Annotated in this window: 26 protein-coding genes; 16 read left to right on the top strand and 10 right to left on the bottom strand. The window is 69.9% G+C overall.

Annotation, left to right across the window (positions count from 1 at the left end; all coding sequences use genetic code 11):
* The gene (locus tag WHX56_RS21715) at positions 1-774 is read right to left on the bottom strand and encodes a DUF3348 domain-containing protein (protein ID WP_338878960.1); all 774 of its coding nucleotides are present in this window, start codon (positions 772-774) and stop codon (positions 1-3) included.
* 224 nt (positions 775-998) lie between these two features.
* Between WHX56_RS21715 and WHX56_RS21710 the strand changes: the two genes are divergently transcribed.
* From WHX56_RS21710 to WHX56_RS21670, 9 genes are all read left to right on the top strand, one after another.
* Positions 999-2,228 (top strand): helix-turn-helix domain-containing protein, encoded by a 1,230-nt coding sequence (locus WHX56_RS21710; protein ID WP_338878959.1) that lies wholly within the window; start codon positions 999-1,001, stop codon positions 2,226-2,228.
* Between the two features lie 29 nt (positions 2,229-2,257).
* Positions 2,258-2,905 carry a glutaminyl-peptide cyclotransferase gene (locus WHX56_RS21705; protein ID WP_338878958.1) on the top strand — a complete coding sequence of 216 codons (648 nt, stop codon included), beginning with the start codon at positions 2,258-2,260 and terminating at the stop codon, positions 2,903-2,905.
* Positions 2,906-3,104: 199 nt separating this feature from the next.
* The gene (locus WHX56_RS21700; protein WP_129246264.1) at positions 3,105-4,226 is read left to right on the top strand and encodes a TRAP transporter substrate-binding protein; all 1,122 of its coding nucleotides are present in this window, start codon (positions 3,105-3,107) and stop codon (positions 4,224-4,226) included.
* A gap of 133 nt (positions 4,227-4,359) precedes the next feature.
* Complete coding sequence (locus tag WHX56_RS21695; RefSeq protein WP_129246266.1) at positions 4,360-4,983, top strand: TRAP transporter small permease subunit; 624 nt, start codon at positions 4,360-4,362, stop codon at positions 4,981-4,983.
* Positions 4,980-6,911 carry a TRAP transporter large permease gene (locus WHX56_RS21690; RefSeq protein ID WP_338878957.1) on the top strand — a complete coding sequence of 644 codons (1,932 nt, stop codon included), beginning with the start codon at positions 4,980-4,982 and terminating at the stop codon, positions 6,909-6,911. Before WHX56_RS21695 ends, WHX56_RS21690 begins: the two co-directional genes overlap by 4 nt.
* Positions 6,912-7,038: 127 nt before the next feature.
* Positions 7,039-8,907 carry a hypothetical protein gene (locus tag WHX56_RS21685; RefSeq protein WP_338878956.1) on the top strand — a complete coding sequence of 623 codons (1,869 nt, stop codon included), beginning with the start codon at positions 7,039-7,041 and terminating at the stop codon, positions 8,905-8,907.
* Positions 8,904-9,797 (top strand): hypothetical protein, encoded by an 894-nt coding sequence (locus tag WHX56_RS21680; protein WP_338878955.1) that lies wholly within the window; start codon positions 8,904-8,906, stop codon positions 9,795-9,797. Before WHX56_RS21685 ends, WHX56_RS21680 begins: the two co-directional genes overlap by 4 nt.
* A gap of 106 nt (positions 9,798-9,903) precedes the next feature.
* Positions 9,904-10,434 (top strand): MarR family transcriptional regulator, encoded by a 531-nt coding sequence (locus WHX56_RS21675; protein WP_338878954.1) that lies wholly within the window; start codon positions 9,904-9,906, stop codon positions 10,432-10,434.
* Positions 10,431-11,216: a DNA alkylation repair protein gene (locus WHX56_RS21670; RefSeq protein WP_338878953.1), complete on the top strand. Its 786-nt coding sequence runs from the start codon at positions 10,431-10,433 to the stop codon at positions 11,214-11,216. The genes WHX56_RS21675 and WHX56_RS21670 overlap by 4 nt, the downstream gene beginning before the upstream one ends.
* A gap of 3 nt (positions 11,217-11,219) precedes the next feature.
* On the opposite strand, the gene WHX56_RS21665 is transcribed toward WHX56_RS21670, so the two are convergent.
* Positions 11,220-11,969 carry an SDR family oxidoreductase gene (locus WHX56_RS21665; protein ID WP_287753242.1) on the bottom strand — a complete coding sequence of 250 codons (750 nt, stop codon included), beginning with the start codon at positions 11,967-11,969 and terminating at the stop codon, positions 11,220-11,222.
* Positions 11,970-12,143: 174 nt separating this feature from the next.
* On the opposite strand from WHX56_RS21665, the gene WHX56_RS21660 reads away from it, so the two are divergent.
* The gene (locus tag WHX56_RS21660) at positions 12,144-12,923 is read left to right on the top strand and encodes a DUF169 domain-containing protein (protein WP_129246279.1); all 780 of its coding nucleotides are present in this window, start codon (positions 12,144-12,146) and stop codon (positions 12,921-12,923) included.
* Here the strand turns inward: WHX56_RS21660 and WHX56_RS21655 are convergent.
* Positions 12,920-13,831, bottom strand: coding sequence for a LysR family transcriptional regulator (locus WHX56_RS21655; protein ID WP_338878952.1), 912 nt, complete (start codon positions 13,829-13,831; stop codon positions 12,920-12,922). The two genes, WHX56_RS21660 and WHX56_RS21655, sit on opposite strands and share 4 nt — an antisense overlap.
* Before the next feature lie 106 nt (positions 13,832-13,937).
* Between WHX56_RS21655 and WHX56_RS21650 the strand changes: the two genes are divergently transcribed.
* The gene (locus tag WHX56_RS21650; protein ID WP_338878951.1) at positions 13,938-15,116 is read left to right on the top strand and encodes an MFS transporter; all 1,179 of its coding nucleotides are present in this window, start codon (positions 13,938-13,940) and stop codon (positions 15,114-15,116) included.
* Between the two features lie 70 nt (positions 15,117-15,186).
* Positions 15,187-15,858 (top strand): HAD family phosphatase, encoded by a 672-nt coding sequence (locus WHX56_RS21645; RefSeq protein WP_338878950.1) that lies wholly within the window; start codon positions 15,187-15,189, stop codon positions 15,856-15,858.
* Positions 15,859-16,030: 172 nt separating this feature from the next.
* On the opposite strand, the gene WHX56_RS21640 is transcribed toward WHX56_RS21645, so the two are convergent.
* A complete protein-coding gene (locus tag WHX56_RS21640; RefSeq protein ID WP_129246287.1) occupies positions 16,031-16,990 on the bottom strand; it encodes a DMT family transporter in 960 nt (319 codons plus the stop codon).
* Positions 16,991-17,069: 79 nt separating this feature from the next.
* Complete coding sequence (locus WHX56_RS21635; protein ID WP_338881815.1) at positions 17,070-17,894, bottom strand: AraC family transcriptional regulator; 825 nt, start codon at positions 17,892-17,894, stop codon at positions 17,070-17,072.
* A 158-nt stretch (positions 17,895-18,052) separates the two neighbouring features.
* Between WHX56_RS21635 and WHX56_RS21630 the strand changes: the two genes are divergently transcribed.
* Positions 18,053-18,637 carry a cysteine hydrolase family protein gene (locus WHX56_RS21630; RefSeq protein ID WP_338878948.1) on the top strand — a complete coding sequence of 195 codons (585 nt, stop codon included), beginning with the start codon at positions 18,053-18,055 and terminating at the stop codon, positions 18,635-18,637.
* 13 nt (positions 18,638-18,650) lie between these two features.
* Here the strand turns inward: WHX56_RS21630 and WHX56_RS21625 are convergent, their stop codons facing one another.
* From WHX56_RS21625 to WHX56_RS21605, 5 genes are all read right to left on the bottom strand, one after another.
* Positions 18,651-19,934 carry an RNA polymerase sigma factor gene (locus tag WHX56_RS21625; RefSeq protein WP_338878947.1) on the bottom strand — a complete coding sequence of 428 codons (1,284 nt, stop codon included), beginning with the start codon at positions 19,932-19,934 and terminating at the stop codon, positions 18,651-18,653.
* The gene (locus WHX56_RS21620; protein WP_129246291.1) at positions 19,931-20,338 is read right to left on the bottom strand and encodes a VOC family protein; all 408 of its coding nucleotides are present in this window, start codon (positions 20,336-20,338) and stop codon (positions 19,931-19,933) included. Before WHX56_RS21620 ends, WHX56_RS21625 begins: the two co-directional genes overlap by 4 nt.
* Before the next feature lie 60 nt (positions 20,339-20,398).
* Positions 20,399-20,812: a YciI family protein gene (locus WHX56_RS21615; protein WP_129246293.1), complete on the bottom strand. Its 414-nt coding sequence runs from the start codon at positions 20,810-20,812 to the stop codon at positions 20,399-20,401.
* Between the two features lie 144 nt (positions 20,813-20,956).
* Complete coding sequence (locus WHX56_RS21610; RefSeq protein WP_338878946.1) at positions 20,957-21,310, bottom strand: YciI family protein; 354 nt, start codon at positions 21,308-21,310, stop codon at positions 20,957-20,959.
* Positions 21,311-21,413: 103 nt separating this feature from the next.
* Complete coding sequence (locus WHX56_RS21605; protein ID WP_338878945.1) at positions 21,414-21,683, bottom strand: hypothetical protein; 270 nt, start codon at positions 21,681-21,683, stop codon at positions 21,414-21,416.
* Between the two features lie 238 nt (positions 21,684-21,921).
* Here WHX56_RS21605 and WHX56_RS21600 point away from each other — a divergent pair, with 238 nt between their 5' ends.
* The 3 genes from WHX56_RS21600 to WHX56_RS21590 are packed head-to-tail and all read left to right on the top strand — an operon-like array spanning position 21,922 to position 24,201.
* Positions 21,922-22,950: an acyl-CoA dehydrogenase gene (locus WHX56_RS21600; RefSeq protein ID WP_338878944.1), complete on the top strand. Its 1,029-nt coding sequence runs from the start codon at positions 21,922-21,924 to the stop codon at positions 22,948-22,950.
* A complete protein-coding gene (locus tag WHX56_RS21595; protein ID WP_338878943.1) occupies positions 22,938-23,567 on the top strand; it encodes a class I SAM-dependent methyltransferase in 630 nt (209 codons plus the stop codon). Before WHX56_RS21600 ends, WHX56_RS21595 begins: the two co-directional genes overlap by 13 nt.
* A complete protein-coding gene (locus WHX56_RS21590; protein ID WP_129246303.1) occupies positions 23,539-24,201 on the top strand; it encodes a glycosyltransferase in 663 nt (220 codons plus the stop codon). The genes WHX56_RS21595 and WHX56_RS21590 overlap by 29 nt, the downstream gene beginning before the upstream one ends.
* Positions 24,202-24,262: the final 61 nt, after the last annotated feature.

Here is a 24,262-nt window from a genome sequence, read left to right as displayed (position 1 = left end):
CTAGCGGGTGCGAAGGGCGGCAAGCAGCCCTTCCACCGGTTGTAAACGAACATCCAGTTCGGCCAGCAGGACGCTCCGCATATCCTTGCGGAACGTGTCCAGCCATGCGCCCGGCGCCGCCGGCGCCTCGGCAGGCGTTTCGGCGCCTTCGGTCCCGGCCTGGGCCTCGGCCTCGGCCGGCGCCGCCGTTTCCGCCAGGCGCAGGCGGTCGAAATGGGCCTGGAGCAGCTTGGGGATCGCGCCCAGCAGGGCCCGTTCCCTGGGCAGCAGGGCGCGGTCCATGATGGCGTCCACCACCGCCAGCCGCGTCCACTCGCCGTTCCTGGCCGCGACCATGCCGCGCAGCCGGCTGCGCAGGTTGCCCACGCTGGTTTCCATCGTGTGCTGCAACGACAGATATCGCTGGCGGAAATTCGCGTAGTCGGCCTCGGCTTCGGCCAGGGCCGCCAGCTTCTTCGCCGGCGCCTGCCCCGGCACGGGCCGCCTGGCGGCCGTGGCGGCGGTATCGCTGGCGATGGCGTCGGCCAGCGTCGTCCGGACCCGCTCGCATTCGCGTTCCTCGGCGCTGCTGAACATGCGCGCGCCAGGGGCGATCACCGGCGGGCTGGTATTCAGCGCCGCGGACAGCGCGATCGCGTCCGTCCAGCCGAGCCATTGGCTCAGATGGTCCGAGAGCGATTGCCTGGATTCCGGAACATCGACATCCGTCAGGCGAGTCAGCAAGCGAATGAGCGTCGGGCCGCTTAAACCTGTGCGCTGTGGGGCTTGCAACATACCACCAGAGTCAAAAAGGGGGGAGTTTACACGGTGGGCGGCGGGGGACGGGCGTCCGGGCGGACGGGACGGGGCGGGCGCCCGGAAAAACGGGGGCACATTACCGGGTGGATGCAATATTGTGACGCCGGGTCCATGCCGCCGGGCCCGCGCGGCGCGGGCCGGCTTGATGGTAGATTGGGGCCTGTCACCCAACGGGGAGCTGCGGACGTGGCGGGACGCCCATGGACTTTCTGATCGCCTCGGCCGCGCGCGCGTTGGCGGCCGGCGACCCCCTGGGCGCGCTGAACCGCATCGCCTTGCGCGGCGACGCGTCCGCGCTGGCGCTGCGCGGCATCGCCATGGCGCAGTTGGGCGACTTCCGGCGCGCGAAAACCCTGTTGCGCAGCGCCGCCCGCGGCTTCGATCCGAAAGACGCGGTGTCCCGCGCCCGCTGCGTGGTGGCCGAGGCCGAGATCGCGCTGGTGTCGCGCGAGCTGGCCTGGCCCGAAAAGGCGCTGGAGGCCGCGCGCGCGGCGCTGGACTCGCACGGCGACCCCGAGAACGCCATCCACGCCCGCCATTTGCAGGCCCGCCGCCAGCTCCTGATCGGCCGCCTGGACGATGCCGAGCGCGCGCTGGCCGGGCTGAATGCGGCAGCCCTTGCGCCCGCGTCGCGGGCCATCCACGAATTGATCGCGGCCGGCATCGCCTTGCGGCGCCTGCGGATGCAGCCCGCGCGCGCCGCGCTGGCCCAGGCCGAGCTTGCCGCCCGCCACGCCGGCATTCCCGCCTTGATGGCCGAAGTCGAAAGCGCGTCCCTGGTCCTCTCCACGCCCGCCGCCCGCCTGATCGGACGGGGCGCGCAGCGCCCCTTGCTGCTGGACGAGGTGGAGGCGTTGCTGGGGTCGGACACGCTGGTCGTGGATGCCTGCCGCCATGCCGTGCGCGAGGCGGGCGCCGTGGCGCCGCTGGCGAGCCGCCCGGTGCTGTTCGCGCTGGCGCGCGCGCTGGCCGAAGCCTGGCCGCGGGCCGCGCCCCGCGAAACGTTGATCGTCCAGGCTTTCCGCACCGCGTACTTCGACGAAACGCACCGCGCGCGTTTGCGCGTCGAAATCGGAAGGCTGCGCGCCGCCCTGCGCCCGGTGGCCGGCATCGCCGCCACGCGCAACGGCTTCGCGTTGCAGCCGCGGGAGGGCCGGGAAGTCGTGGTGCTGGCCCGCCCCACGGAAGACGCCGACCGGGAGCACGGCGCGATCCTGGCGTTCCTGGCCGACGGCGAGGCGTGGTCGAGTTCGGCCCTGGCGCTTGCGCTGAACGCGAGCCAGCGCACGGTCCAGCGCGCGCTCGACGCGCTGGCCGCGGCGGGCAAGGTGCAGTCCTGCGGGCAGGGGCGCGCCCGGCGCTGGATGACGCCGCCCATGCCCGGATTCACGACAACCTTGTTACTCCCGGCCGCGCTGGCGGGCCGCTAGCATGGTGACTCCTTTTGGAGGACACCGACATGAAACGATCCCAAGCTCAAATCATCCGTGAATACGGCCCTTTCCCGGGCGTGGACGCCGTGCATGGCGTTACCTACGACGGCCGCCAGGTGTGGATCGCCGTGGGGCAGAAGCTGCTGGCCCTGGATCCCGACAGCGGCGCCACGCCGCGCGCGATCGACGTGGCCGCCAACGCCGGCACGGCCTTCGACGGCAAGCATCTCTACCAGATCGCCGATGGGCGCATCCAGAAGATCGACCCCGCCAGCGGGCAAGTGCTGTCCACCATCCCCGCGCCGGGCGCCGGCGAGGACTCAGGCCTGGCCTGGGCCGAGGGCAGCCTATGGGTGGGCGCGTACCGCGATCGCAAGATCCATCAGGTGGATCCCGAAACCGGCCGCGTGCTGCGCACTATCGAGTCCGACCGCTATGTCACGGGAGTGACGTGGGTGGACGGGGAGCTATGGCACGGCACCTGGGAAAACGGCGCGAGCGAGCTGCGCCAGGTGGATGCGCGCACGGGCGACGTGCTGCAAAGCGTGGAGATGCCCGCCGGCATCGGCGTTTCCGGCCTGGAGTCCGACGGCGCGGGGCGATTCTTCTGCGGCGGCGGCGACAGCGGCAAGGTGAGGGCAGTGCAACGGCCGGGCGCCGCGCCTGCTGCTTAAGGCCTAATACCCCGTCTAGGGTAATTCCTGACAAAAAGCTGATTGTCAGCGATTAGTCAGAAAGGTTTAATCAGCACACAAGTTCCGCATCATCCGCAGCCCGGTTCCGGGAACGCGCAGCAGGCGTCGCCATCCCGCGTCCACGCAGGAGAAGTAACTACAAGCTGGTCCATGTAGTCCTTTCAGGAGACAACAAGCCATGCAACACGTTACAAAACCTCGCCGCAAATTCATCTCCGGCGCTGCGGTCGCCGGCGCCGCCGCCCTGGGATTCCCGGCAGTCGGCCGGGCGCAGAACGCTCCGGTTTCCCTGCGCTTCCAGAGCACCTGGCCCGCCAACGACATCTTCCACGAGTTCGCCCGCGACTACGCCCAGAAGGTCAACGACATGGCCGGCGGCCAGTTGAAGATCGAGGTGCTGCCCGCGGGCGCGGTGGTCAAGGCGTTCGACCTGCTCGACGCCGTGTCCGCCGGCACGCTGGACGGCGGGCATGGCGTGGTGGCCTACTGGTACGGCAAGAACACGGCCGTGGCCTTGTGGGGGTCCGGGCCGTCTTTCGGCATGGACGCGAACATGCTGCTGGCCTGGCACGAATACGGCGGCGGCAAGGATCTGCTGATCGAGATCCAGAAAGCCATGGGCGTGAACGTGGTGTCGCTGATGTACGGGCCGATGCCGACCCAGCCCTTCGGCTGGTTCAAGCGCCCGATCACGAAGATGGACGAGGTCAAGGGCCTCAAGTTCCGCACGGTGGGGCTGGCCATCGACATGTACACCGCCATGGGCGCGGCCGTGAACGCGCTGCCCGGCGGCGAGATCGTGCCGGCGCTGGACCGCGGCCTGCTGGACGGCGCCGAATTCAACAATGCTTCCTCGGACCTGGCGCTGGGCTTTCAGGACGTCTCCAAGATCTGCATGCTGCAGAGCTTCCACCAGAGCGCGGAGCAATTCGAGATCATGTTCAACAAGGCGAAGTACGACGCCCTGCCCGAACACCTGAAGCACATCCTGAGCTATGCCGCGCAGGCCTCCAGCGCCGACATGTCCTGGAAGGCGGCGAACCGCTATTCGCAGGACTACATCAAGCTGCAGAAGGAACACAACGTCAAGTTCTACAAGACGCCGGACGCCATCCTGCAACAGCAGTTGAAGATCTGGGACGAGATGATCGCCAAGCGCTCGGCCGAAAATCCCCTGTTCAAGAAGGTGCTGGACTCGCAGCGGGCGTTCGCCGAACGGGTGGGGCGCTGGCACGGGGATACCTCGGTCAACTTCCGCATGGCCTACAACCATTATTTCTCGCGCAGCAGCAAGGCCTGAGGCCCACCCCGTACCCGCTTGCGCGGGCCCCCTCACGGGGGCGGCACCGACGGACCGACCCACCCGCATCCCGCGCCGCGCGCGCCGTACCGGCGCGCGGCGGGGGCGCCATGCGCCTTGACCAGGAAGCCGGATGATCCGAATCGTACGTTTCATAGACCGCTTCTCCACCTTCGTCGGGCAGGCCTTCGCCTGGTTGATCGTCATTCTGACCGTGCACGTGTGCTGGGAGGTGGCCGCGCGCTATCTGCTTAACCAGCCCAGCGCGTGGGCGTTCGACCTGCAGATGATGTACTACGGCATCCTGTTCATGATGGCCGGCGCGTATACCCTGGCCAAGAACGGCCACGTGCGCGGGGACATCCTGTACGGCTTCCTGCCGCCGCGCGTGCAGGCGGGGCTGGACCTGACGCTGTACATCGTGTTTTTCTTTCCCGGCGTGATCGCGCTGGTCTGGGCGGGCTGGTACTACGCCGGCTATTCCATCGCCATCCGCGAGCACTCGTCGCTGATGGCCGACGGGCCGCCGATCTATCCCTTCAAGGCTTTCATCCCGATCGCGGGCGCGGTCCTGCTGGTGCAGGGCGTGGCCGAAGCGATGCGCTGCCTGCTGTGCCTGCGGCGCGGCGCGTGGCCTTCGCGCGAAGAGGACGTCGAGGAAGTGGACGTCGACAAGCTCAAGGAAATGGTGCATGTGAAGGACGAGGACATCGCCCGTCTGGACCGCTACGTCACGCCCGGGGAGCCTCGCCAATGAAAATCCACAAGGCACTGTGGTTCGGCCTGTCGTGCATTGGCCTGGTCATCCTGATGATCGTGTTCCTGACGCCCTGGGACCACCTCACCACCGGACACATCGGGCTGCTGATGCTGGCGCTGATCGTCGTGGCGATCATGCTGGGCTTTCCGACGGCATTCACGCTGATGGGCATGGGGGTGCTGTTCACGTTCCTGGCGTACTACATGCAGAGTTCCGATCCGGGCCGCTCGATCGGGCAGACGCTGGACCTGATGGTGCAGCGCACGTACGCCACGATGACGAACGACTCGCTGATCTCGATCCCGCTCTTCGTGTTCATGGGCTATCTGGTCGAGCGCGCCAACCTGATCGAAAAGCTGTTCCGGTCCATGCACCTGGCGCTGGCGCGCCTGCCGGGGGCGCTGGCGGTGGCCACGCTGGCGACCTGCGCGATCTTCGCCACCGCCACGGGCATCGTCGGGGCGGTGGTCACGCTGATGGGATTGCTGGCCATGCCGGCCATGCTGAAGGCCGGATACAGCGTCAAGCTGACGGCGGGCTCGATCACGGCGGGGGGCTGTCTGGGCATTCTGCTGCCGCCGTCGGTGATGCTGATCGTCTACGGCGCGACGACCGGCGTATCCGTGGTGCAGTTGTATGCCGGCGCCCTGTTTCCGGGGATCATGCTGGCGGTGCTGTACATGATCTACGTGATCATCGTGGCCAAGGTGCGCCCCGCCATGGCGCCGCCGCTGCCCATGGAGGAACGCGGCGTGCCGCTGTCCGCCGAGGCGGCGGCGCTGGCCGCGGGCGGCCACGTGCGCGCGCTGTCCGGCATGGTGGCCGCCTTGTTCAAGGGGCGCCGCAACCGCGAGGTGCCGCTGGGCGTCCTGCTGCGCTACATGGGGATGGCGCTGGCGCCGCTGGCGGTCACGGTGCTGCTGGTGGCCACGGTCTACCAGGCCACGACGCGGCCGGAAGTGGTGTACGACATTCCCGCGGAACTGCGGCTGGGATCGGGCGGGGATTTCGATTCGGGCCTGGCGGAACCGCCGTCCGGGGAGCTGGCCGAACCGCCTTCGAATGAACCGGCGGCGGGCGGCTTGTCCGAGCCGCCGGGCGCGGCGCCCGCCGAGCCGGCCGGCGCCACGCCGGATGCGGCCGATGCTGCTGCGCCAGCGGGCGAGGGCACCGCCGCGCCCGCCGGTTTCTGGATCTTCGCGGGCATCTGCGCGGCGATCTTGCTGCTGTTCTACGCGGTGCTGACCTGGGCGCGACTGGAAATCTTCAGAATGCTGATGTCGTCGTTCTTCCCGCTGGCCGTGATGATCGCGGCGGTGCTGGGTTCGATCGCCTTCGGCCTGGCCACGCCCAGCGAGGCCGCCGCGATGGGCGCCATGGGCGGCGCGCTGCTGGCGCTGGCGTACCGGCGCCTGAACCTGCCGGTGCTGCGCGAATCGGTCTTCCTGACGGCCAAGACCAGCGCCATGGTGTGCTGGCTGTTCGTCGGTTCGTCGATCTTCTCGGCGGCCTTCGCGCTGCTGGGCGGGCAGCGCATCATCGAGGAATGGGTGCTGTCGCTGGGGCTGTCCCAACTGCAATTCCTGCTGCTGGCGCAGATCATCATCTTCCTGCTGGGCTGGCCCCTGGAATGGACCGAGATCATCGTGATCTTCATGCCCATTTTCGTGCCGCTGCTCAATACCTTCGGCATCGACCCGCTGTTCTTCGGCCTGCTGGTGGCGCTGAACCTGCAGACGGCGTTTCTCTCGCCGCCGGTGGCGATGTCGGCCTTCTATCTCAAGGGCGTGTCGCCGCCGCACGTCACCCTGAACGAGATCTTCCTGGGCATGATGCCGTTCATGGGCATCCAGGTGATCGCGATCTTCCTGCTCTACGTGTTCCCGGGCATCGGGATGTGGCTGCCGACGGTGCTGTATCGGTAGGTGAATGGGCGCTAGTCCGGATGCATCATTGTGCGGGCTGCGCCCGGCGGCGTAAGCTTGCCCACGGTTCGGCTTGCCGGAACCGCCAACAGTCGAAGGCGCGGCCGCCGCGCCAAAGCGAGGCTGCATGGACCGGGCAATCGTTCTTATCGGCGTCAGCCGCACCCAGGGTAATCCGGGCCGGCTGGAAGCGGTCGAAAGCGCCGTGGACCGGATGGAGCAGTGGGCGCGCGAACAGGGGATCCCGGAGGACCGCATCGCGCGGATCACGGACGGCGAAGACGATCCGGTTTCCGTGGACCAGATCTACCGGTCCATCCAGCGATTCATCGACCTGGACTCGCTGGAGCAGTTGATCGTCTATTTTTCGGGCCATGGCTCTGCGCAAGGCCTGTACGAATTCTGGCACTTGTCGGACGCTCCGGGCAATCCCAACGCCGCGGTCAACGTGGCGGTCAGCGTCGGGCTGGCGGAGGAGGGCAGGATCCCGCACGTGGTGCTCATCTCGGACGCGTGCCGGACCATCGCAAAAGACGTGCCGCAGAGCAAGATCCATGGCGGCAGCATCTTCCCGAGTTTCGACCAGCAGGACCCCGTGCAGCCCGTCGATGTCTTCTACGCGACCCGCCGGGGCGCGCCCGCGCTGGAATTGCCCACCCTGGTCGGGGCGAACGAGGTGTACCAGGCGGTCTATACCGAAGTGCTGTGCAATGTGCTGGGCGGAAGCGAGCCGCGGCTGGTGGACAACGGTTTCATCCGGCCCAGGCCGCTGAAAGAGGCGCTGAAGATACTGGTGCCGGACGATCTGCTCAGGCGCGGCATGCATGTCCTGACCAACCAGGACCCGGATGCGCGCATCACCTCCGGCGAGGACGCTTGGGTCGCCCGCTTCGATCTCAGCATGCCGCACGGCCTGCCCCGCGCGCCGCGCCCAGGGCCCGGGCCGCTGGGCAATGGAGACGGGCCTGAAAGCGAGGCCTGGCAACCGGAGGACGGAATGCCGCCGCCCATACCACCGTCGACGCCGCCTTCGACGCCGCCGCCGCTTTCCTCCGGCGGCCTCGTCGATTATCTGGTCAGGCACCCCGCCGACAGCGCCGGCCTGGAGCTTCAGGTCTCGCGGGCGCTGTCGGACACGGCCAGCCGCCTGCTCAATAGCGTGATCCGCTCCGCCCTCGCCGAAGCGCCGGAGTTGCGCGAGCCCGGCTTCATCGTGCGGGGCCGCGACGTCCGGCGGGTGGTGTGCCGGGAATACGGCGGCCGGATCGGGCGGCGCGCCGGCGTCTACCAGCCAGCGCCCGGCGGTCCGACCGAGTCCTATACGGCCTGGGAGTTTCCCCTTCTTTCGAAGCCCGAGCAGGCCCTGCTGGTGTTCGGCGACGGCTCCGGAATGCTGTTGCCCGTCTTCGAGGGATGCGCGGGCATCCTGGAGTTCGATGCCCAGGGCGGGTTTGCGCTGCGCTACGATCCCCTGGACGCGCGGGCCGACGCGGAAGACCTGCGCGAACTCCGGTGGCTGCGCGCGGCGGTGGCCGAGGGCGCCAGACAATGCGTTCTTGAACTCGACCCGGCAAGCGCCGGCGTCCTGGACGACCGCATGCGCAATCTCCGCTTCCTGGACCCGGTCTTGGCGCTTCATGCCGCCTATGCGTACCGGGAGATCGGCGAGACCGGCCGCATCCGCGCCTTGCAGGACTATCTGTACCAGAACCTGGGCGTGCGCCTGTTCGATTTGGCGTTCCTGTCGCGCGACCTGCTGTGGGAGACCTATGCGCCCAGCGATTTCATGCCCGCGACACCGCTGCTCTCGGCGGGATGGATTCTGATGGATTTGCTGGGACGCGCGCTTCCGCATGAGCTTCGCGCTTTGCGCCAGCACGATACCGGCGAGCTGTGGGCGCACTACACACCGGCCGGTGTGCGGGCGCTGGAGGCGTGGCTGGAGCCCGCGACCGGTTCGGCCGAGCTATACGAGATGCAGGCGCCCAGGGCATGAAAGAACTTGTGCTGATCCATGGGCGGTCCCAACAGGACAAGGATTCGGAGGCGCTCAAGCGCGCCTGGATCGACGCCTGGGGCAGGGGGCTCGCGAAGGTCGGGCTGGCGATGCCCATCCCCGAGGACCGGATCCGCTTTCCGTTCTACGGCGACACGCTGCGCGATCTGGTCAAGGGCGTCGCCGAAGAGGACGCCGCGAAGATCATTGTGCGCGGGGCCCAGGAAGACGAGGGCGCCGCGGGCTTGCTGCTGGCCCTGCTGGACGAATACATCGTTGCGTGCCGGATAGGCGAGGACGAGATCGGCCGCAATCTTCCGCCCGCCGCCGGACCGATCGCGGTCGAGCGCGGGCCTCAGAACTGGCGCTGGGTGCATGCCGTGCTGCGGACCATCGATCAGCGTGTGCCGGGCAGCGGCGCCCTGATCGCCCTGCTGACGAGCGACGTGTCCATGTACCTGCGCAAAACCAATGTCCGCAACACGATCAACGGCGGCGTCGGCGAGGCTTTCGACCGGCCGCTGGACAAGGTGGTGGTCGCCCATTCCCTGGGAACGATCGTCGCCTACCTGCTGCTGCGTCAGACCGGCAGCCAGGCGGGCTGGCGCGTGCCGGCGCTGATCACCCTGGGTTCGCCGCTGGGGATCAAGGCGATACGGGAGCGCCTGGGCGGCGTCAGGCATCCGGCGTGCGTGGGCAGTTGGTTCAACGCGCTGGACCCGCATGACGTGGTGGCGCTATATCCGCTGGACCAGCGGAATTTCAGGGTGGTTCCGGCCATCGAAAACAAGACCGACGTCCATAACCGCAGCAGCAACCGGCACGGCATCGACGGATACCTGGAAGACCCGGTCATCGCCAGTCGCATCCACGGCGCGCTGGCCGGCTGACCGGCGGCGGGGCGGGCGCGGGCGTGGATGGCGGTCCCAGGCAACTTGCGAAATAATGATTAGGCGCCTTACTATGTGCTGGTGAATCACTTCCGGAACGCCTTCCATGCAGGACGCGCAACACATGCTGGAACCCAAGCACCGCGCGCTGCTGAGCGTCGCGGCCGAGCGGGGCCTGCCCTCGGCCGGCGGCATCGGCCTATGTTTCCAACTGCTGTCGCTGGCCGCCGCCATCGACCGGGACTGCGCTGCGCGGCTGGCGCCGCATGGGCTGTCCGAAGGCAAGTTCGTGTTGTTGTTCCTGCTGCACGAACAGGCGGACGGGATGGCGCCGCACGAGCTGGCCGAAGGTGCCGGCGTCACGCGCGCCACGGTCACGGGCTTGCTGGACGGATTGGAGCGCGACGGCTTTCTGTCTCGGAAGGCGGGCAAGGAAGACCGGCGCAAGGTCAAGGTGAAGCTCACCGCCAAGGGCAGGGCGATGGCCGCAAGGCTCCTCAAGGAACATACGGACTGGATCGGTTCGCTGTTCGCGGACCTGGGCCCGCGGGACGCGGCGAGCCTGCGCGGATTGCTGGCGCGGATCTGGTCGGGCACGGACGCGGGCCGCGCCGCGTCAAAGGAGCTAGCATCATGAGCAAGGCGGGATCCGCGGCTTCGAAGCCGTCCGGCCGGGGCGTCAAGGACGTCGACCCGGAACGCCTGGCGCGGCTGAATGCGGGCGAGCCCGCCGCCACGCTGACCGAATGCCTGGCGGTGGATTTTGCCGCGCTGATGCAGGCCGTGGCGCCCGACGCGGGCGACGGCGCGGTCAATGCGATGCGCGCGCAGGCGGCGCTGGGGATTTCCCGCCGCATGGCGCTGGCGGCGCGCCTCCTGGAAGAGCGGCTGGGGCCGGACGGCTTCGAGACGCTGAAGGCGCACCGTTCGGATACCGTGCGCGGCTGGGCCTGCTTCATGTTGGGCGCCATGCCGGCCGCGACGCTGCGCGAGCGCCTGGATCTTATCCGCCCGCTGGCCGACGACGCGCACTTCGGCGTGCGGGAATGGGCCTGGCTGGCAGTGCGCCCGCAACTGGCCGCCGAACTGGACGCCGCCGTGGAACTGCTGCTGCCCTGGACCGGGGATCCCTCAGAACGGGTGCGGCGCTTCGCCAGCGAGTCCTTGCGGCCGCGCGGGGTCTGGTGCGCGCACATCGCGGCGTTGAAAACCGATCCCGGCAGGGCGCTGCCCCTGCTGGAACCGCTGCGGGCCGATCCGGCCGCCTATGTGCAGGACTCGGTGGCGAACTGGCTGAACGACGCCAGCAAGGACCGGCCGGACTGGGTGCGAGGCGTCTGCGCGCGCTGGTCGAAAGGCCATCCGGCCGAGGCGACGGAACGGATCTGCAAGCGCGCGCTGCGTTCCATCGGGGCCTGAATCCTATAACTGGCTCATGCCCCCGTCCGCTATGATTTCCGTGCCGACGATGAAGGCGGACTCGGGCGAGGCCAGGTGCAGCACGGTCGAGGCGATTTCCTGCGGGGTGCCGAAGCGGCCCAGCGGCACCTGGGCGCGGATGCCGGCGGCGGTCTTTTCCAGCGCTTCGGCGTCCAGTCCCAGCTTGCTGTAGATCGGCGTGGCGACGGGGCCCGGGCTCACGACGTTGACGCGTATTCCGCGCGGCAGCAGTTCCGCCGACAAGGTCTTGGCCAGGGAGATCAGCGCGGCCTTGCTGGCGGCGTAAATGGAGGAAGCCGGCATGCCGATGCGGGCGTTGATCGAGCCGTTCAGCACGATGGAAGCGCCGGGATTGAGCAGCGGGTCCAGCGCCTGCAATTGGAAGTACGCGCCTTTGACGTTGGTCGAGAAAGTCTGGTCCCAGAGCGCCTCGGTGGCTTCGGCCAGCGGAGCGAACCGGGCTACGCCGGCGTTGATGAATACGGCGTCCAGGCGGATGCCGGCCTGGCGCAATTCGGCCGCCAGCGCGGCGGCCGCGCCGGGCGCGCCGGCGTCGTTGCGCAGGGCCAGGGCGTGCGGGCCCAGGCTGGCGCGGACCTGCTTCAGCACCGCGGCGTCGCGGCCGGTGACGACGACGCGGGCCCCTTCGGCGGCGAAGGCCTGGGCGGCGGCGAGGCCGATGCCGCTGGTGCCGCCCGTGACCAGGACGGTCTTCTGTTCGAAACGGTTCATGGTGGGCTCCTTGGAAGCCGGGGAGTTGCTTGCGGGCCTTGCCGCTTGCAGGGTTGCCGCATCCCACGATAGAGCAATCGGGGGCCCGGCGGGCGATTCGTTATAGTCGTTGCTGACCGCAATCAATCTGCGGCAATGCGGAAAAGTCCGCGCACGACAGTCCAAAGGACGGGCATGGAAGAGACGACACTGAACTGGGCATCGCTGGTCGATGACCTGAACAAGCTGCTGCGCCTGAAGACCACGGTCATCGGCATGAAGCTCTACGAGCGCGAAGAAGACATGGCGGCGGTCAAGGGCCTGCGGCGCCCGCAGGCCACGCACACCACCGACCAGATCGTGGGCATGGCGGCCCGGCTGGGCTGGACGGTGGGCATCACCGGCGACGACCTGGTCGGCGCGCAGTGCCGCGCGGTGATCGGCCTGGGGCCGCAGGACGAGGCCTGGAAGAGCGGCAAGGACTACGTGGGCGTGTGGCACGCCACGCCGGAGGACGCGCGGGCCCGCCAGGAAGCGCTGTCCTGCGTGCCGGCGGGCAAGTACCGCGGCATGGTGGTTTCGCCCCTGGCCTCGGGCCGGCTGGATCCTCCCGACATCTGCCTGGTCTACGCCACGCCCGGCCAGATGATCATCCTGATCAACGGCCTGCAATGGAAGAACTACCGGCGCTTCGACTGGAGCGTGGTCGGCGAGACCGCCTGTGCGGACTCCTGGGGCCGGGCGCTGGCCACCGGCGAACCCAGCCTGTCGCTGCCCTGTTTCGCCGAGCGCCGCTACGGCGGCGTGCCGGACGAGGAAATGCTGATGGCCCTGCCGCCGCGCTACCTGCCGATCGCCATCGAAGGCATGAAGGCCTTGTCGGCCAACGGGCTGCGCTACCCCATACCGCCCTACGGCATCCAGAACGACGTGCGGGCCGGCATGGGCGTGAGCTACGCGCAGCGGGGAGCCTAGTCCGGGTCCGCGGCTTGCAGCGCGGCCGCGAGGACCCGGGCCGCCGGGCCCAGGGGCTGGTCGATGCGGTGCGCCAGATAGGTCTCGGTGGCCACCTGGCTGCCGCGTCCCAGGCTGCCGGTCGGCAGGCGCAGCAGGCGGCCTTCGGCCAGGTCGTGTTCCACCTGCCACAACGGCAGGCGGCCCCAGCCGACGCCCGCCACGATCAGGGCGTGCTTGGCGTCCTGGCCGTTGACGCGGCAGGTCTGCGGCGACAGCACCGCGAAGTCGCGGCCTTCCGTCAGCGCGGAAGGGTCCGATTGCACGATCTGCACGTGGTCCGCGAGTTCCGCCGGGCCCAGCGGCGCGTCCGCGGCGACGTGCCGCGCCAGGGCGTGCGCCGCGCCCACCACCGCCACCATCTGCACGGACGATAGCGCCTGCACGGCGATGCGCGGGTGGCGGAAATGTTCGCCCGCGATGATGCCCAGCGTGTGGCTGCGCGCCAGCAGGGCTTCGATCGGGCCGCCCAGGGGCAGCACCGAAACCCGGGCGGCGACCGAGGGATAGACGGCGCGCATGGCGTTCAGGGCGGCGCCGACTTCCGCGATCGGAAACAAGGTGTCCACGGCCAGGGACAGTTCGAGTTCGACGCCTTCGCCCAGCCCTTGGGCGCGGGCGCGCAGGGCGTCCACGCGCAGCAGGATGTCGCGGGCGTTGGCCAGCAGCGCTGCGCCCTGGGGCGTCATCGCGGGCCGGTGGCCGCTCCTGTCGAACAGCGTCACGCCCAGTTGCGACTCCATGTTGGCGATGGCGTGGCTGACGGCCGACTGCACGCGCGACAGGCGGCGCGCGGCCGCGCGGAAACTGCCGGCGTCGGCCACGGCGGCGAACACGCGCAACTGGTCCAGGGTGAGGGCGTCTATCATTCTGCCGGCCGATCTACAGAATCGATCAATTTAATCAGAAGGTTATCACTTACCGGAATCGGTTTCTGCTGGCATCCTGGCTGGGTTCCGAAGAGGGGAGACAAGCATGGGCAAGGAAGAAGCGCGCCGGGGGGCGGTGCTGGCGATCGTGGGGGCGGGCGTGGTGGCGGCGCTGCAGGTGGGCAAGCTCATCATCGCCGCGCCGCTGTTGCGCAAGGACCTCGGGCTGGACCTGGCCTCCATCGGGGCGCTGGCCGCCGTGTTCTCCGTCCTGGGCATGTTCGGCGGGATCGCGGCGGGCGGCGTCATCACGCGCTTTGGCGCGCGGCGCATGCTGCTGGCCGGGCTGGCGGCGACGGCGGCGGGTTCGGCCATGGGCGCCATGGCGCCGGGCTACGGCATCCTCCTGGCTTCGCGCGTGGTCGAGGGCCTGGGCTTTCTGATGATTACGGTGGCGGGGCCGGCCGCCTTGCAACGCTTGGTGTCGGCTTCCAACCGTGACTTCGCGTTCGCGCTGTGGAGCTGCTACATGCCCGCGGGCATGGCCATCGCCATGCTGGCTTCGCAGGCCTTCGGGGACTGGCGCGCCTATTGGTGGTGCGCGGGCGCGGCGGTGGCGGTGGCGCTGGTGAGCGTGGCGGCGCTGGCGCCCGCCACGCCGGCCGGGGCGCGCCTGTCGTGGCGCGGGCTGCGCCAGGATACGGCGGACACCGTGGGCGCGCCCGGGCCGGGCTTGCTGGCGTTGTCGTTCATGCTTTACAGCTTGATGTTCTTCGCGCTGTTCACTTTCCTGCCTATCCTGCTGACCGAGCAACTGGGCCTCACGCTGGCCACGGCCGGCGTCTACAGCGCCATCGCCAGCGCGGCCAACATGGTCGGCAACCTGGGCGCGGGCGTGCTGCTGGCGCGCGGCTGGCGGCGGTCCACGCTCATCGCCTGCGCCAGCGTGGCGATGGGCGCCGTGGCGCTGCTGATCTTCCGGTCCGTGCTGCCCGCCATGCCCACCTTTCTGCTGTGCGTGCTGTTCTCGGCGGTGGGCGGGCTGATACCGGCCACGCTGCTGGGCACCGCGCCCCTGCTGGCGCCGCGTCCCGGGCTGACGGCGGCGTCGGTGGGGCTGGTGATGCAGGGCAGCAATCTCGGGCAGGTGATCGGGCCGCTGGCCGTGGGCGGCGCGATCGACCGCTACGGGTGGGCGTCGGCCTCGCTCATCGTGGCCGCGGCGGGGCTGGGCGGCGTGGCGCTGGCATGGCGCCTGCGGCGCCTGAAGGGCGCCGGGCTGTAGGCGGCGCGGCGGGCCGCGCCGTTGTCACGCGGCGGGCATATCATGGCGGTTCGTCCATTGTGGAGTCCCTATGCATACGCCTGCCCCTCGCCTGGTCATCTTCGATTGCGACGGCGTCCTGATCGATAGCGAGATCATCGCGGCGCGCGCCCAGTCGCGGGCCCTGGCCGCGCACGGCATCGCCATCACGCCCGAAGAGGCCGCGCACCGTTTCGCCGGCATTCCCGACGCGGACATGTGGCGGACGCTGCAACAGGAAAGCGAGCGCAGCCTGCCGGACGGATTCGCGCGGCAGTACGCCGACAGGCTGGAAGCCACGTTCCGCCAGGAACTGCGCGCGCTGCCCGGCGCGGCCGAGACGGTGGCGGCGCTGCGCGAGCGCGGGATGCAGGTCTGCGTGGCCTCCAGCAGCCTGCCCGCCAAGCTGGAAGCGGCCTTGAAGATGGTCGACCTGTGGGACGCGTTCGCGCCCAACGTCTTCAGCACGGCGCAGGTGGCGCGCGGCAAGCCGGCGCCCGACATTTTCCTGTACGCGGCCCGGCAGATGCGGGCGGCGATCCTGGATTGCGTGGTGGTGGAAGACAGCGTGCCCGGCGTGCGCGCCGCCCGCGCCGCGCGCATGCGCGCCATCGGTTTCGTGGGCGCATCGCACAACGGGCCGGACCAGCGCCAGCGGCTGCTGGACGAAGGCGCGTCCGAAGTCATCGACGACCTGCGGCGGTTGCCGGAGATCCTGTCGTAGAAAAATGCAGCCCGCGCGGGGCGTCATGCCATTGCGGCATAGGGTTCGATGGATTCCAATTCCTTGCCCAGTGCTTGGCGGGTCATGTCCGCGTCATATTGGCTTTGCAGGTGCGTCAGGCCCAGGGGCTCAAGGAACTCGGTAGCCAGGATTTCGCCGGGCGTGGGAAGACTCAGGCGGCCGCAGATAGCGGCTCCGGCTTCACGCGCACGGCGCGCAGCACGCCTATCATCAGGCAGGCGATGCCGGCGAGCGTCAGGGGCTGCGGCATCTGGCCGCGCAGGATGAAGGCGTAGGCCAGGGCCGCCAGCGTTTCGAACACGATGAGCTGTCCGGCCAGCGCGGTGGGCAGGCGCTGGCTGGCCTCGTTCCAGCACAGCGTGCCCAGCCAGGACGCGAACAGGCCGATGATGGCCATCAGGGCCAGGAAGACCTCGGGCCGCGGGCCCGCCGGCATGGGAAACGCGCTGCCGGCGGCGGCCATGCCTCCCCACAGCGCGGCATAGCCCGCGAGCGCCAGCGGCAGGGTGGCCACGCCCTGGGCGGTGGCCCAGGTGCGCGGGCTGCGATCCGGGTGCGCGCGCAGCCAGTCCGCATTGCGCAGCGGATACCAGGTCCAGCAGGCCACGGCGCCCAGCGCCAGCAGGGCGCCCACGGCATAGCGTTCCAGGTCGGCGCCGGCGTCCTGGCGCAGCGCCTGCAACTCCACCTGGTTGACGAAGGCGATGCCCAGCGCGATCAGCGCCAGCGACGGCGCCAGCCGCTTCCAGGGCAGCTTGCCGTCGCGCCGCGCGTTGCGCAGGTTGGCGCTGATGGCGATGACCACGGGCAGGGTGCCGATCAGCATGGTGGGCAGCGGGCCGCCCGCGCGCTGGATGGCGCTGGCCAGGCACAGGTAGTACAGCAGGTTGCCGATGGCGGCGAGCTTCAGCGCTTCGATCCAGTCGGCGCGGCTCAACTGGCGCAGGGCGCGGCGGTCCAGCCAGGCCAGCGGCAGGGCGATCAGGCCGAACGCCAGATAGCGCGCCACCGATTGCAGGGCCGCGGGATATTCCGGCAACAGCAGGGGGCCCACGAACACCAGCCCCCACATCAGGCCGGCGGCCAGGGCGTAAAGGGTTCCAGCCCACATACGATTGCTCCAGGTCAGTCCGGCCCCAATGTAGCCAGCGCGCAACCGGCGCGTCTTGTACCAGCTTGCGGTCCGGGGATCAGGAATGGACCTGCTTCTGGTAGCGGGCGGGCGTGACGCCGTAGCGGCGCGAGAAGGCGCGGGTCAGGTGGGCCTGGTCGGTCAGGCCCGCGGCCAGCGCCACCTGGGCGGGCGGTTCGCCCGCGGCCAGCCGGCGCTTGGCCTCGAACAGCCGCAGCGCCATCAGCATCTGCTGCGGCGTGGCGTGGTACTGCGCCTGGAAGCGGCGCAGGAAATGGAAGGGGCTGAGTCCGGCCACGGCCGCGAGCTCGTCCAGGGTAAGCCGGCGCGACAGGTGCGCGCGCAGGTAATCGACCACGGGCGCGAAGCGCGGCGCGCCTTCGGCGCGGACGGGCCGGTCCATGCGCGCATGGCGGCGGAATTCCGCCAGCAGCGCGTACAGGGCGCTGTCGAAGGCCAGCGGCTCGCGCGCCTGCCACAGGGTATCGAGCAGGGCGGTCACGCGCTGCGCGCCGGCGGCGTCGATGCCCACCGCGGCGTCGAACCACCAGCCGCTGTCGCCGGTCACGCGCCGCACCACGTCCGGGTCCAGGTAGGCCATGCGGTAGCGCCAGCCGCCCTCGGTTTCGGCGCGCCCGGTGTGCAGCTCGTCGGGATTCATCAGCACCACCGAGCCCGGCGGCGCCAGGTGGTCCGACCCGCGGTAGCGGAAGCGCTCGACGCCGGACTCGATGGCGCCCAGGCCGTAAGCTTCGTGGGTATGCGGCTCGAAGGCGTGGCGGATGATGTGGGCGCGGTACAGCTCGACCCCGGGCAGATGCGCCGCCTGCCTGAATTCCGCGCGGTCGCCGGGATGGTCGAACACCGCCGGCACGCCCGGCATGGCGGGCGCGGCGAAGTCCGGGGCAACGGCATGGGCGGGATGCATGACGGGAATTTAAGCATGTCCGCGCGTCCGGCGTTGACAAGCCTCGCCAATGCAGTATCTTGGCCGGCCGGGCGCCAGTTCGGCCGGCGCCGCCCCTTCCGTCCGCGCCGCCCATGGATATCCTGCCCACAGCCACCGCCCTGATCCTCATCGACATGCAGAAAGGCATGAACGAACCCCGGCTGGGCGCGCGCAACAATCCAGGGGCGGAGTCCAACATGCTGCGCTTGCTGGCAGCGTGGCGCAGGTCGGGCAGGCCTGTCGTGCACGTGCGGCACATGTCGAGGTTTCCGGGCTCGGTCTTCTGGCCGGGGCAGCGTGGCGCGGAGTTCCAGCAGGATTTCGAACCGCAACCCGGGGAACACGTGGTCGAGAAGAACGTGCCGGACGCCTTCGCGGCGACGGGGCTGGAACGCTGGCTGCGGCAGCGGGACATCCGGGATGTGCTGATCGCGGGCGTCATTACCAACAATTCCGTCGAGAGCACCGCGAGGTCGGCCGGCAACCTGGGTTTCCGCGCCGTGGTGGCCGGCGACGCCGCCTATACCTTCGATCTGCGCGACCGCAATGGCCGGCTCTGGCCGGCGGAGGACGTGCATGTGTTGTCGCTGGCCAATCTGGAAGCGGATTACGCGCGCGTCCTCGATACCGATCAGATATTGACCGCCGCAATGCGCGCCGGCGCCGGGCGCGGCTGAGCCGCCCCGGGTTTCACGTCTCCGGGCCCATCGCCGCGGCCCGCTCCAGCAGCAGTTCCCGTTCGCGCGCGTTGCGCGTCATGCCGGCCGCGCGCTCGAATTCGGCGCGGGCCTCGGCCTGGCGTCCCAGCTTGGCCAGCAGGTCGCCGCGCACGCTGGGCAGCCAGTGGTAATTGGCCAGCGCCGGCTCCTGCGCCAGCCGGTCGGCCAGGTCCAGCCCGGCTTGCGGGCCGAAGGCCATGCCGACCGCCACGGCGCGGTTCAGCTCGACCACGGGCGAGGGCTGGGCCTGCGCCAGCGCGTCGTACAGCGCCACGATGCGGGGCCAGTCGGTGTCCTCGGGCGCGCGTGCCCGGGCATGGCAGGCGGCCAGCGCGGCCTGCAGCGCGTAGGGGCCGCGGGCGCCGCCCAGCGCGTCCGAGCGCGCCAGCGCCGCCAGGCCGCGTCGGATCAGGAGGGGATCCCAGCGGCCGCGGTCCTGTTCCATCAGCAGCACGGGGCGGCCCTGCGCGTCGGCGCGCGCATGCAGGCGCGAGGCCTGCAATTCCATCAGCGCCACCAGGCCGTGCACTTCGCTTTCCGCGGGTGCCAGTCCGGCCAGGACGCGGCCGAGCCGCAGGGCTTCGTCGCACAGCGCGGGACGCGTCCAGTCGTCGCCGGACGTGGCCGAATAGCCTTCGTTGAAGATCAGGTAGATGACCTCCAGCACGGAGGCCAGGCGCGGCGCCCGGTCCTCGGCCCGCGGCACCTCGAAGGGCACGCGCGCCGCCGAGAGGCTGCGCTTGGCCCGCACGATGCGCTGCGCGATGGTGGATTCCGGCGCCAGGAAGGCGCGCGCGATCTCCACCGTGGACAGCCCGCCCAGCAGGCGCAGCGTCAGCGCCACCCGCGCCTCGGTGGACAGCAGCGGGTGGCAGGCGGTGAACATCAGGCGCAGCAGATCGTCGCCGATATCGTCCTGCCGGGCGGCGTCCAGGGCGTCGACGAAATCGGGCTCCACGTCCGCCTGCAAGGCCGCCAGTTCATGGCCGATCTGCGCGTGCTTGCGCGCATGCAGCGCGTCCAGCCGCAGGCGGTCGCGGGCGCGGTTCTTCGCGGTGGTCATCAGCCACGCTCCCGGATTGTCCGGCACGCCGGTCTCGGGCCAGCGTTCCAGGGCGGCGACCAGGGCATCCTGCGCCAGTTCTTCGGCCAGCCCGACGTCGCGCACCAGGCGCGCGACGCCGGCGATGACGCTGGCGGCCTCGATCCGCCAGACCGCCTCGATGGCGCGATGCGTGGCCGCCAGCGCCGTCATGCGGCGGGCGCCTCGCCGGGAACCATGTACACCAGTTCCCAGATGTGGCCGTCCAGGTCTTCGAAGCCATGGGCGTACATGAAGCCATGGTCCTGCGGCTGGCGCGGCGCGGCGCCGCCCGCGGCGAGCGCCCGCGCCACCAGGTCGTCGACCTCGGCGCGGCTGTCGCAGGACAGCGCGATCAGCACCTCCGTGGTCTTGGCGGCGTCGGCCACCGGCTTGCCGGTGAAGGTCTGGAAGTAGTCCTTCACCAGCAGCATGACGTAGATGCTGTCGCTCACGACCATGCACGCGCCCTGGTCGTTGGTGAATTGCGGGTTGAAGGTGAATCCCAGGCGCTTGAAGAAGGCCTGGGATTTCTGCATGTCGGCGATGGGAAGATTGACGAAGATCTGCTTGGGCATGGCGTGGGTTTCCGTAAGGGTCGCGGCGCTCGGCCGCCAGTGAGCGGGAAGGGCGGCCGGTCAGCGGCCATTGCCCGGCATGATTTGCCGGAACCGTTCGACTGCCTTGCTGGGCGCCAAATCGTCCAGCTCGTACAGTTGGCGCACTTCGATCGAGCAGGGCTGGCCGATGAAGGGTTCGGGAAAGCGCAGCGCCCACTGCATGGCCTCTTCGCGCGAGCGCACCTGGATCATGGTGTAGCCGGCGATCAATTCCTTGGTATCGGCGAAGGGGCCGTCCACCACCGAGCGCTGGCCGTTGTCGTAGCGCACGCGCCAGCCCTGGGACGAAGGCCGCAGGCCATTGGCGTCCAGCAGCACGCCGGCCTTGGCCAGGGCTTCGTGATAGGCCGTCATCGCGGCGAGCATGCTTTCTTCCGGCATGACGCCGGCTTCGCTGTCGGGCGTGGCCCGCACGAGGATCATGAATCGCATTCCTCAGTCTCCTTGGGTCGGAAAACACAGCCCGCGGGTTCCGGGGCTTGTACAGGCACGACGAACCGCGCCGCGCCGGATCGACAGGAAAATGGAGAACCTAGGGTAAGTACCGATGCCGGGGCAGGGCCGCGCCTGCGGCGCCTACAGGAAGCACGGTCCCAGTTCCCGGACTTCCACCGTGGCCCAGCGGGCGGCAGGGCATTGCGCCGCCAGCGCCAACGCTTCTTCGCGCGTCTCGCAGGTCAGCAGGAAGAATCCCCCGATCATCTCCTTGGCCTCGGCGTAGGGGCCGTCCACCAGCGAACGCTCGCCGTCCCGGACCCGCAGCCGCACCGCTTCCGACTCCGACTTCAGCGATTCCGCGCGCGCCAGCAGCCCGCGCGACTTCAGGCCTTCGGCGTAGTCCATCATTTGCGCATAGGCCTCGCGGCCTTCCTCGGGTGTGCGCTGGGCGCGCTGGCCCACCGGTTCGACGATGAAAAGCAGATACGACATGGAATCTTCCTGTGCGGACGACGGCTCGGGCCTGCCAGATTACCGCCAATCGCCGCCTGCCGGCCATCCCGGATCGCGGCGCGGGGAGGCGCCGCGGCCGGCCTCAGTCCCGCCCGGGCTCGGACGAGGAGGCCGCGTGCGAAGCGTCGTTTTTCATGACGCCGCGCACGTTGAGGGCGGCCAGCCCCAGTTGCAGCGCGATGAGCGCATAGGCGCCATCGTGCCAGCCCCAGGCGATCCATAGCGCGTTGCTCGACAGGAACACCCAGAAGCCCGCATGCCGCTTGCCCATGCCGCGCGAGGCCACCAGCCAGGCGGCAGCCAGCGATGCCGCCATTGCCGGCCACTGCAGGAATTCCCATAGCGCGTCCATGCCGGCGGCCTGTCCGGGCTCAGGCCCGGCGCCCGTCCGGCCGGGCACGGTTCCCGGGCCGCGGCGGCCCGGCATGAACGGAACGAGCAAGCGTCATCGGCGGTCTCCCAAGGCCAGTCCGGGTTGCGGTATTGCTCCCGAGGCGCCAGGGGGCCAGCAATCGCCGTGCCGGACCGCCAGCCGCGGGCCGGGTACGCCGCTTGCTGGAACCGGGCCTCCTTCCCGACGCGCAGACGGCATGTCCTCACGAATCTTTTCGTTGCCCGGTTCCTCGGCCAGCCGCCTGGACGGCTTGCTGGCCGCCGCAAGCTGGCCGATCGACCCGGGCCGCGAATTGCGCGCCTTGGTGGATGCCGGGTGCGATAGCCTGCCCTTGCCCGGGTCCGGCGGCACGCTGGACCGTTGGCGCGCCTTCGCCCGGGTCGGCGCGGCCGATCTGGCGCTGGCCAAAGTGTTCGAAGGCCATACCGACGCCCTGGCGATCCTTGCCGAACTGGGGGCTTCACCGCTTGCTCCGCGCGGCAGCCGCTGGGGCGTGTGGTGCGCCGAGCCGCCGCGGAACCGCGTGGCGATAGCCACCCGGCCGGGCGGCGGCGTGACGCTGCATGGGGTGAAGGCCTGGTGCTCGGGCGCGGCCTGCCTGACGCATGCCTTGGTCAGCGGCTGGGATGGCGAGGGCCGTCCTTGCCTGGCCGCCGTGTCCCTGCGGCAGGCCGGCGTGACGCTGGTGGACGCCGGCTGGAAAGCGGCGGGCATGGGCGCCGCCGCCACGGTGAATGTGCGGTTCGACCGCACGCCGGCAATCGCGGTCGGAGCGCCGAACGCGTACGTGGACAGGCCGGGTTTCCTGCACGGCGGCGCCGGGGTCGCGGCCTGCTGGTTCGGAGGAGTCACGCGCATCGCGCAGCGTCTGCGCGCCGGGGCGCCATCCGATCCGCACCGGCTGGCGCATCTGGGCGCCGTCGATATCGCGGTCGCCCAGGCGCGCGCCATGCTGCGCGACGCCGCGGATGCGATCGATGCCCGTCCGGAGGACCGCTGCGCGCTGGCCACGGCAAGGGCAAGACTGGCGACGGAGGCGGCGGCCGAGGAAGTGCTGCGCCGGGCCGGGCGCGCGCTGGGCGCGGGCCCGCTGTGCCATGAAGCGGCGTTCGCCCAGGCCGTGGCGGACCTGCCCCTGTTCATCCGGCAAAGCCACGCCGAGCGCGATCAGGCCGCGCATGGCGCAATCGTCGCCGGCCTTGCGGAGCCGCCATGGGCACTGTAGAGGAACATTTCGAACGGCTTTACCGGTCCCGCGAAGACCCCTGGGCGCTGCGCTCCAACTGGTATGAACGGCGCAAGCGCGAACTCCTGCTGGCCGCCTTGAGCCGCGAGCGCTACGCCCACGCCTTCGAGCCGGGCTGCGGCGAAGGCGACATGACGCTGCGTCTTGCGCAGCGCTGCGACCGGGTCTGCGCGGTCGACCTGTCCAGCACCGCCATCCGCCGCTGCAGGCGCCGCGTCGCCGCGCAGGGGGTGGACGGCGTGCAGGCGCTGACGCGGGACTTGCCCGCGCAATGGCCGGCGCATACGGAGGGCGCCTTCGACCTGGGCGTGCTGTCGGAATTCGGCTACTACCTGAACGATGCCGAAATGGCGCGGTTCCTGAGATTGCTGGGGCGCAGCCTGCGTCCCGGCGCGGAGCTGGTGGCCTGCCATTGGCGGCGGGATTTTTCCGACCGCCGCCTTGCGACGGACGCGCTGCACGAGGCGATCGGGAGCCTGCCTGGCATGACGCGGCTCGTCCGCCACCGGGAACGGGACTTCAGGCTGGACAGTTGGCGCATGCAAACGGCGCGCGAAGGATGGGACGATGATCGGAATCTGCATACCCGCCCATGACGAAGAGCGCTACATCGCCGCCTGCCTGAGGTCCGCGACGGCCGCGGCCCGGCACCCGCTGCTGCGGGACGAGCCGGTGCAGATCGTGGTGGTCCTGGATATGTGCCGCGACCGGACGGCGCTGCTGGCGGCGGCATGGCCGGTGCGCTGCCTGGCGATACGCGCCCGCAATGTCGGCATTGCGCGGGCGGCCGGCGCCCGGCATTTGCTGGAAGCCGGCGCGCGCTGGCTGGCCTTTACCGATGCCGATACGCGCGTGTCGTCCCGCTGGCTGGTGGAACAGCTTTCGCTGAAGGCGGACGTGGTCTGCGGCACCGTGGGCGTGTCGGGCTGGGCCGCCCATGGCACGGAGGCCCACAAGGCTCGGCGCGGATTTTCCATGCACTACCAGGACCGGGACGGGCATCGCCACGTCCACGGCGCCAACCTCGGGATCGCCGCGCCCGCGTATCGCCGCGCCGGCGGATTCCGCGCGCTGGCCTGCAGCGAAGACCAGGCGCTGGTCGACCGGCTGCAGCGCGAAGGCTGCAGCATCGCCTGGAGCGCGCGCCCGAGGGTGACGACGAGCGCCCGGCCCTACTCGCGCATCGAAGGGGGCTTCGCCACGGCGCTGCGAACGTTCCAGGTCCTGTAGTATCCCGGCGGGCGCAACGACAGGACAACGGGCCGGACGCGTCCATGCCCGCAATGACAGG

Origin of the sequence: Achromobacter veterisilvae (genome assembly GCF_037619525.1) — a bacterium.
Classification (GTDB): Bacteria; Pseudomonadota; Gammaproteobacteria; order Burkholderiales; family Burkholderiaceae_B; genus Achromobacter; species Achromobacter veterisilvae.
Note: the sequence above shows the minus strand (reverse complement) of the source record. Positions and strands in the feature narration are given on the sequence as shown.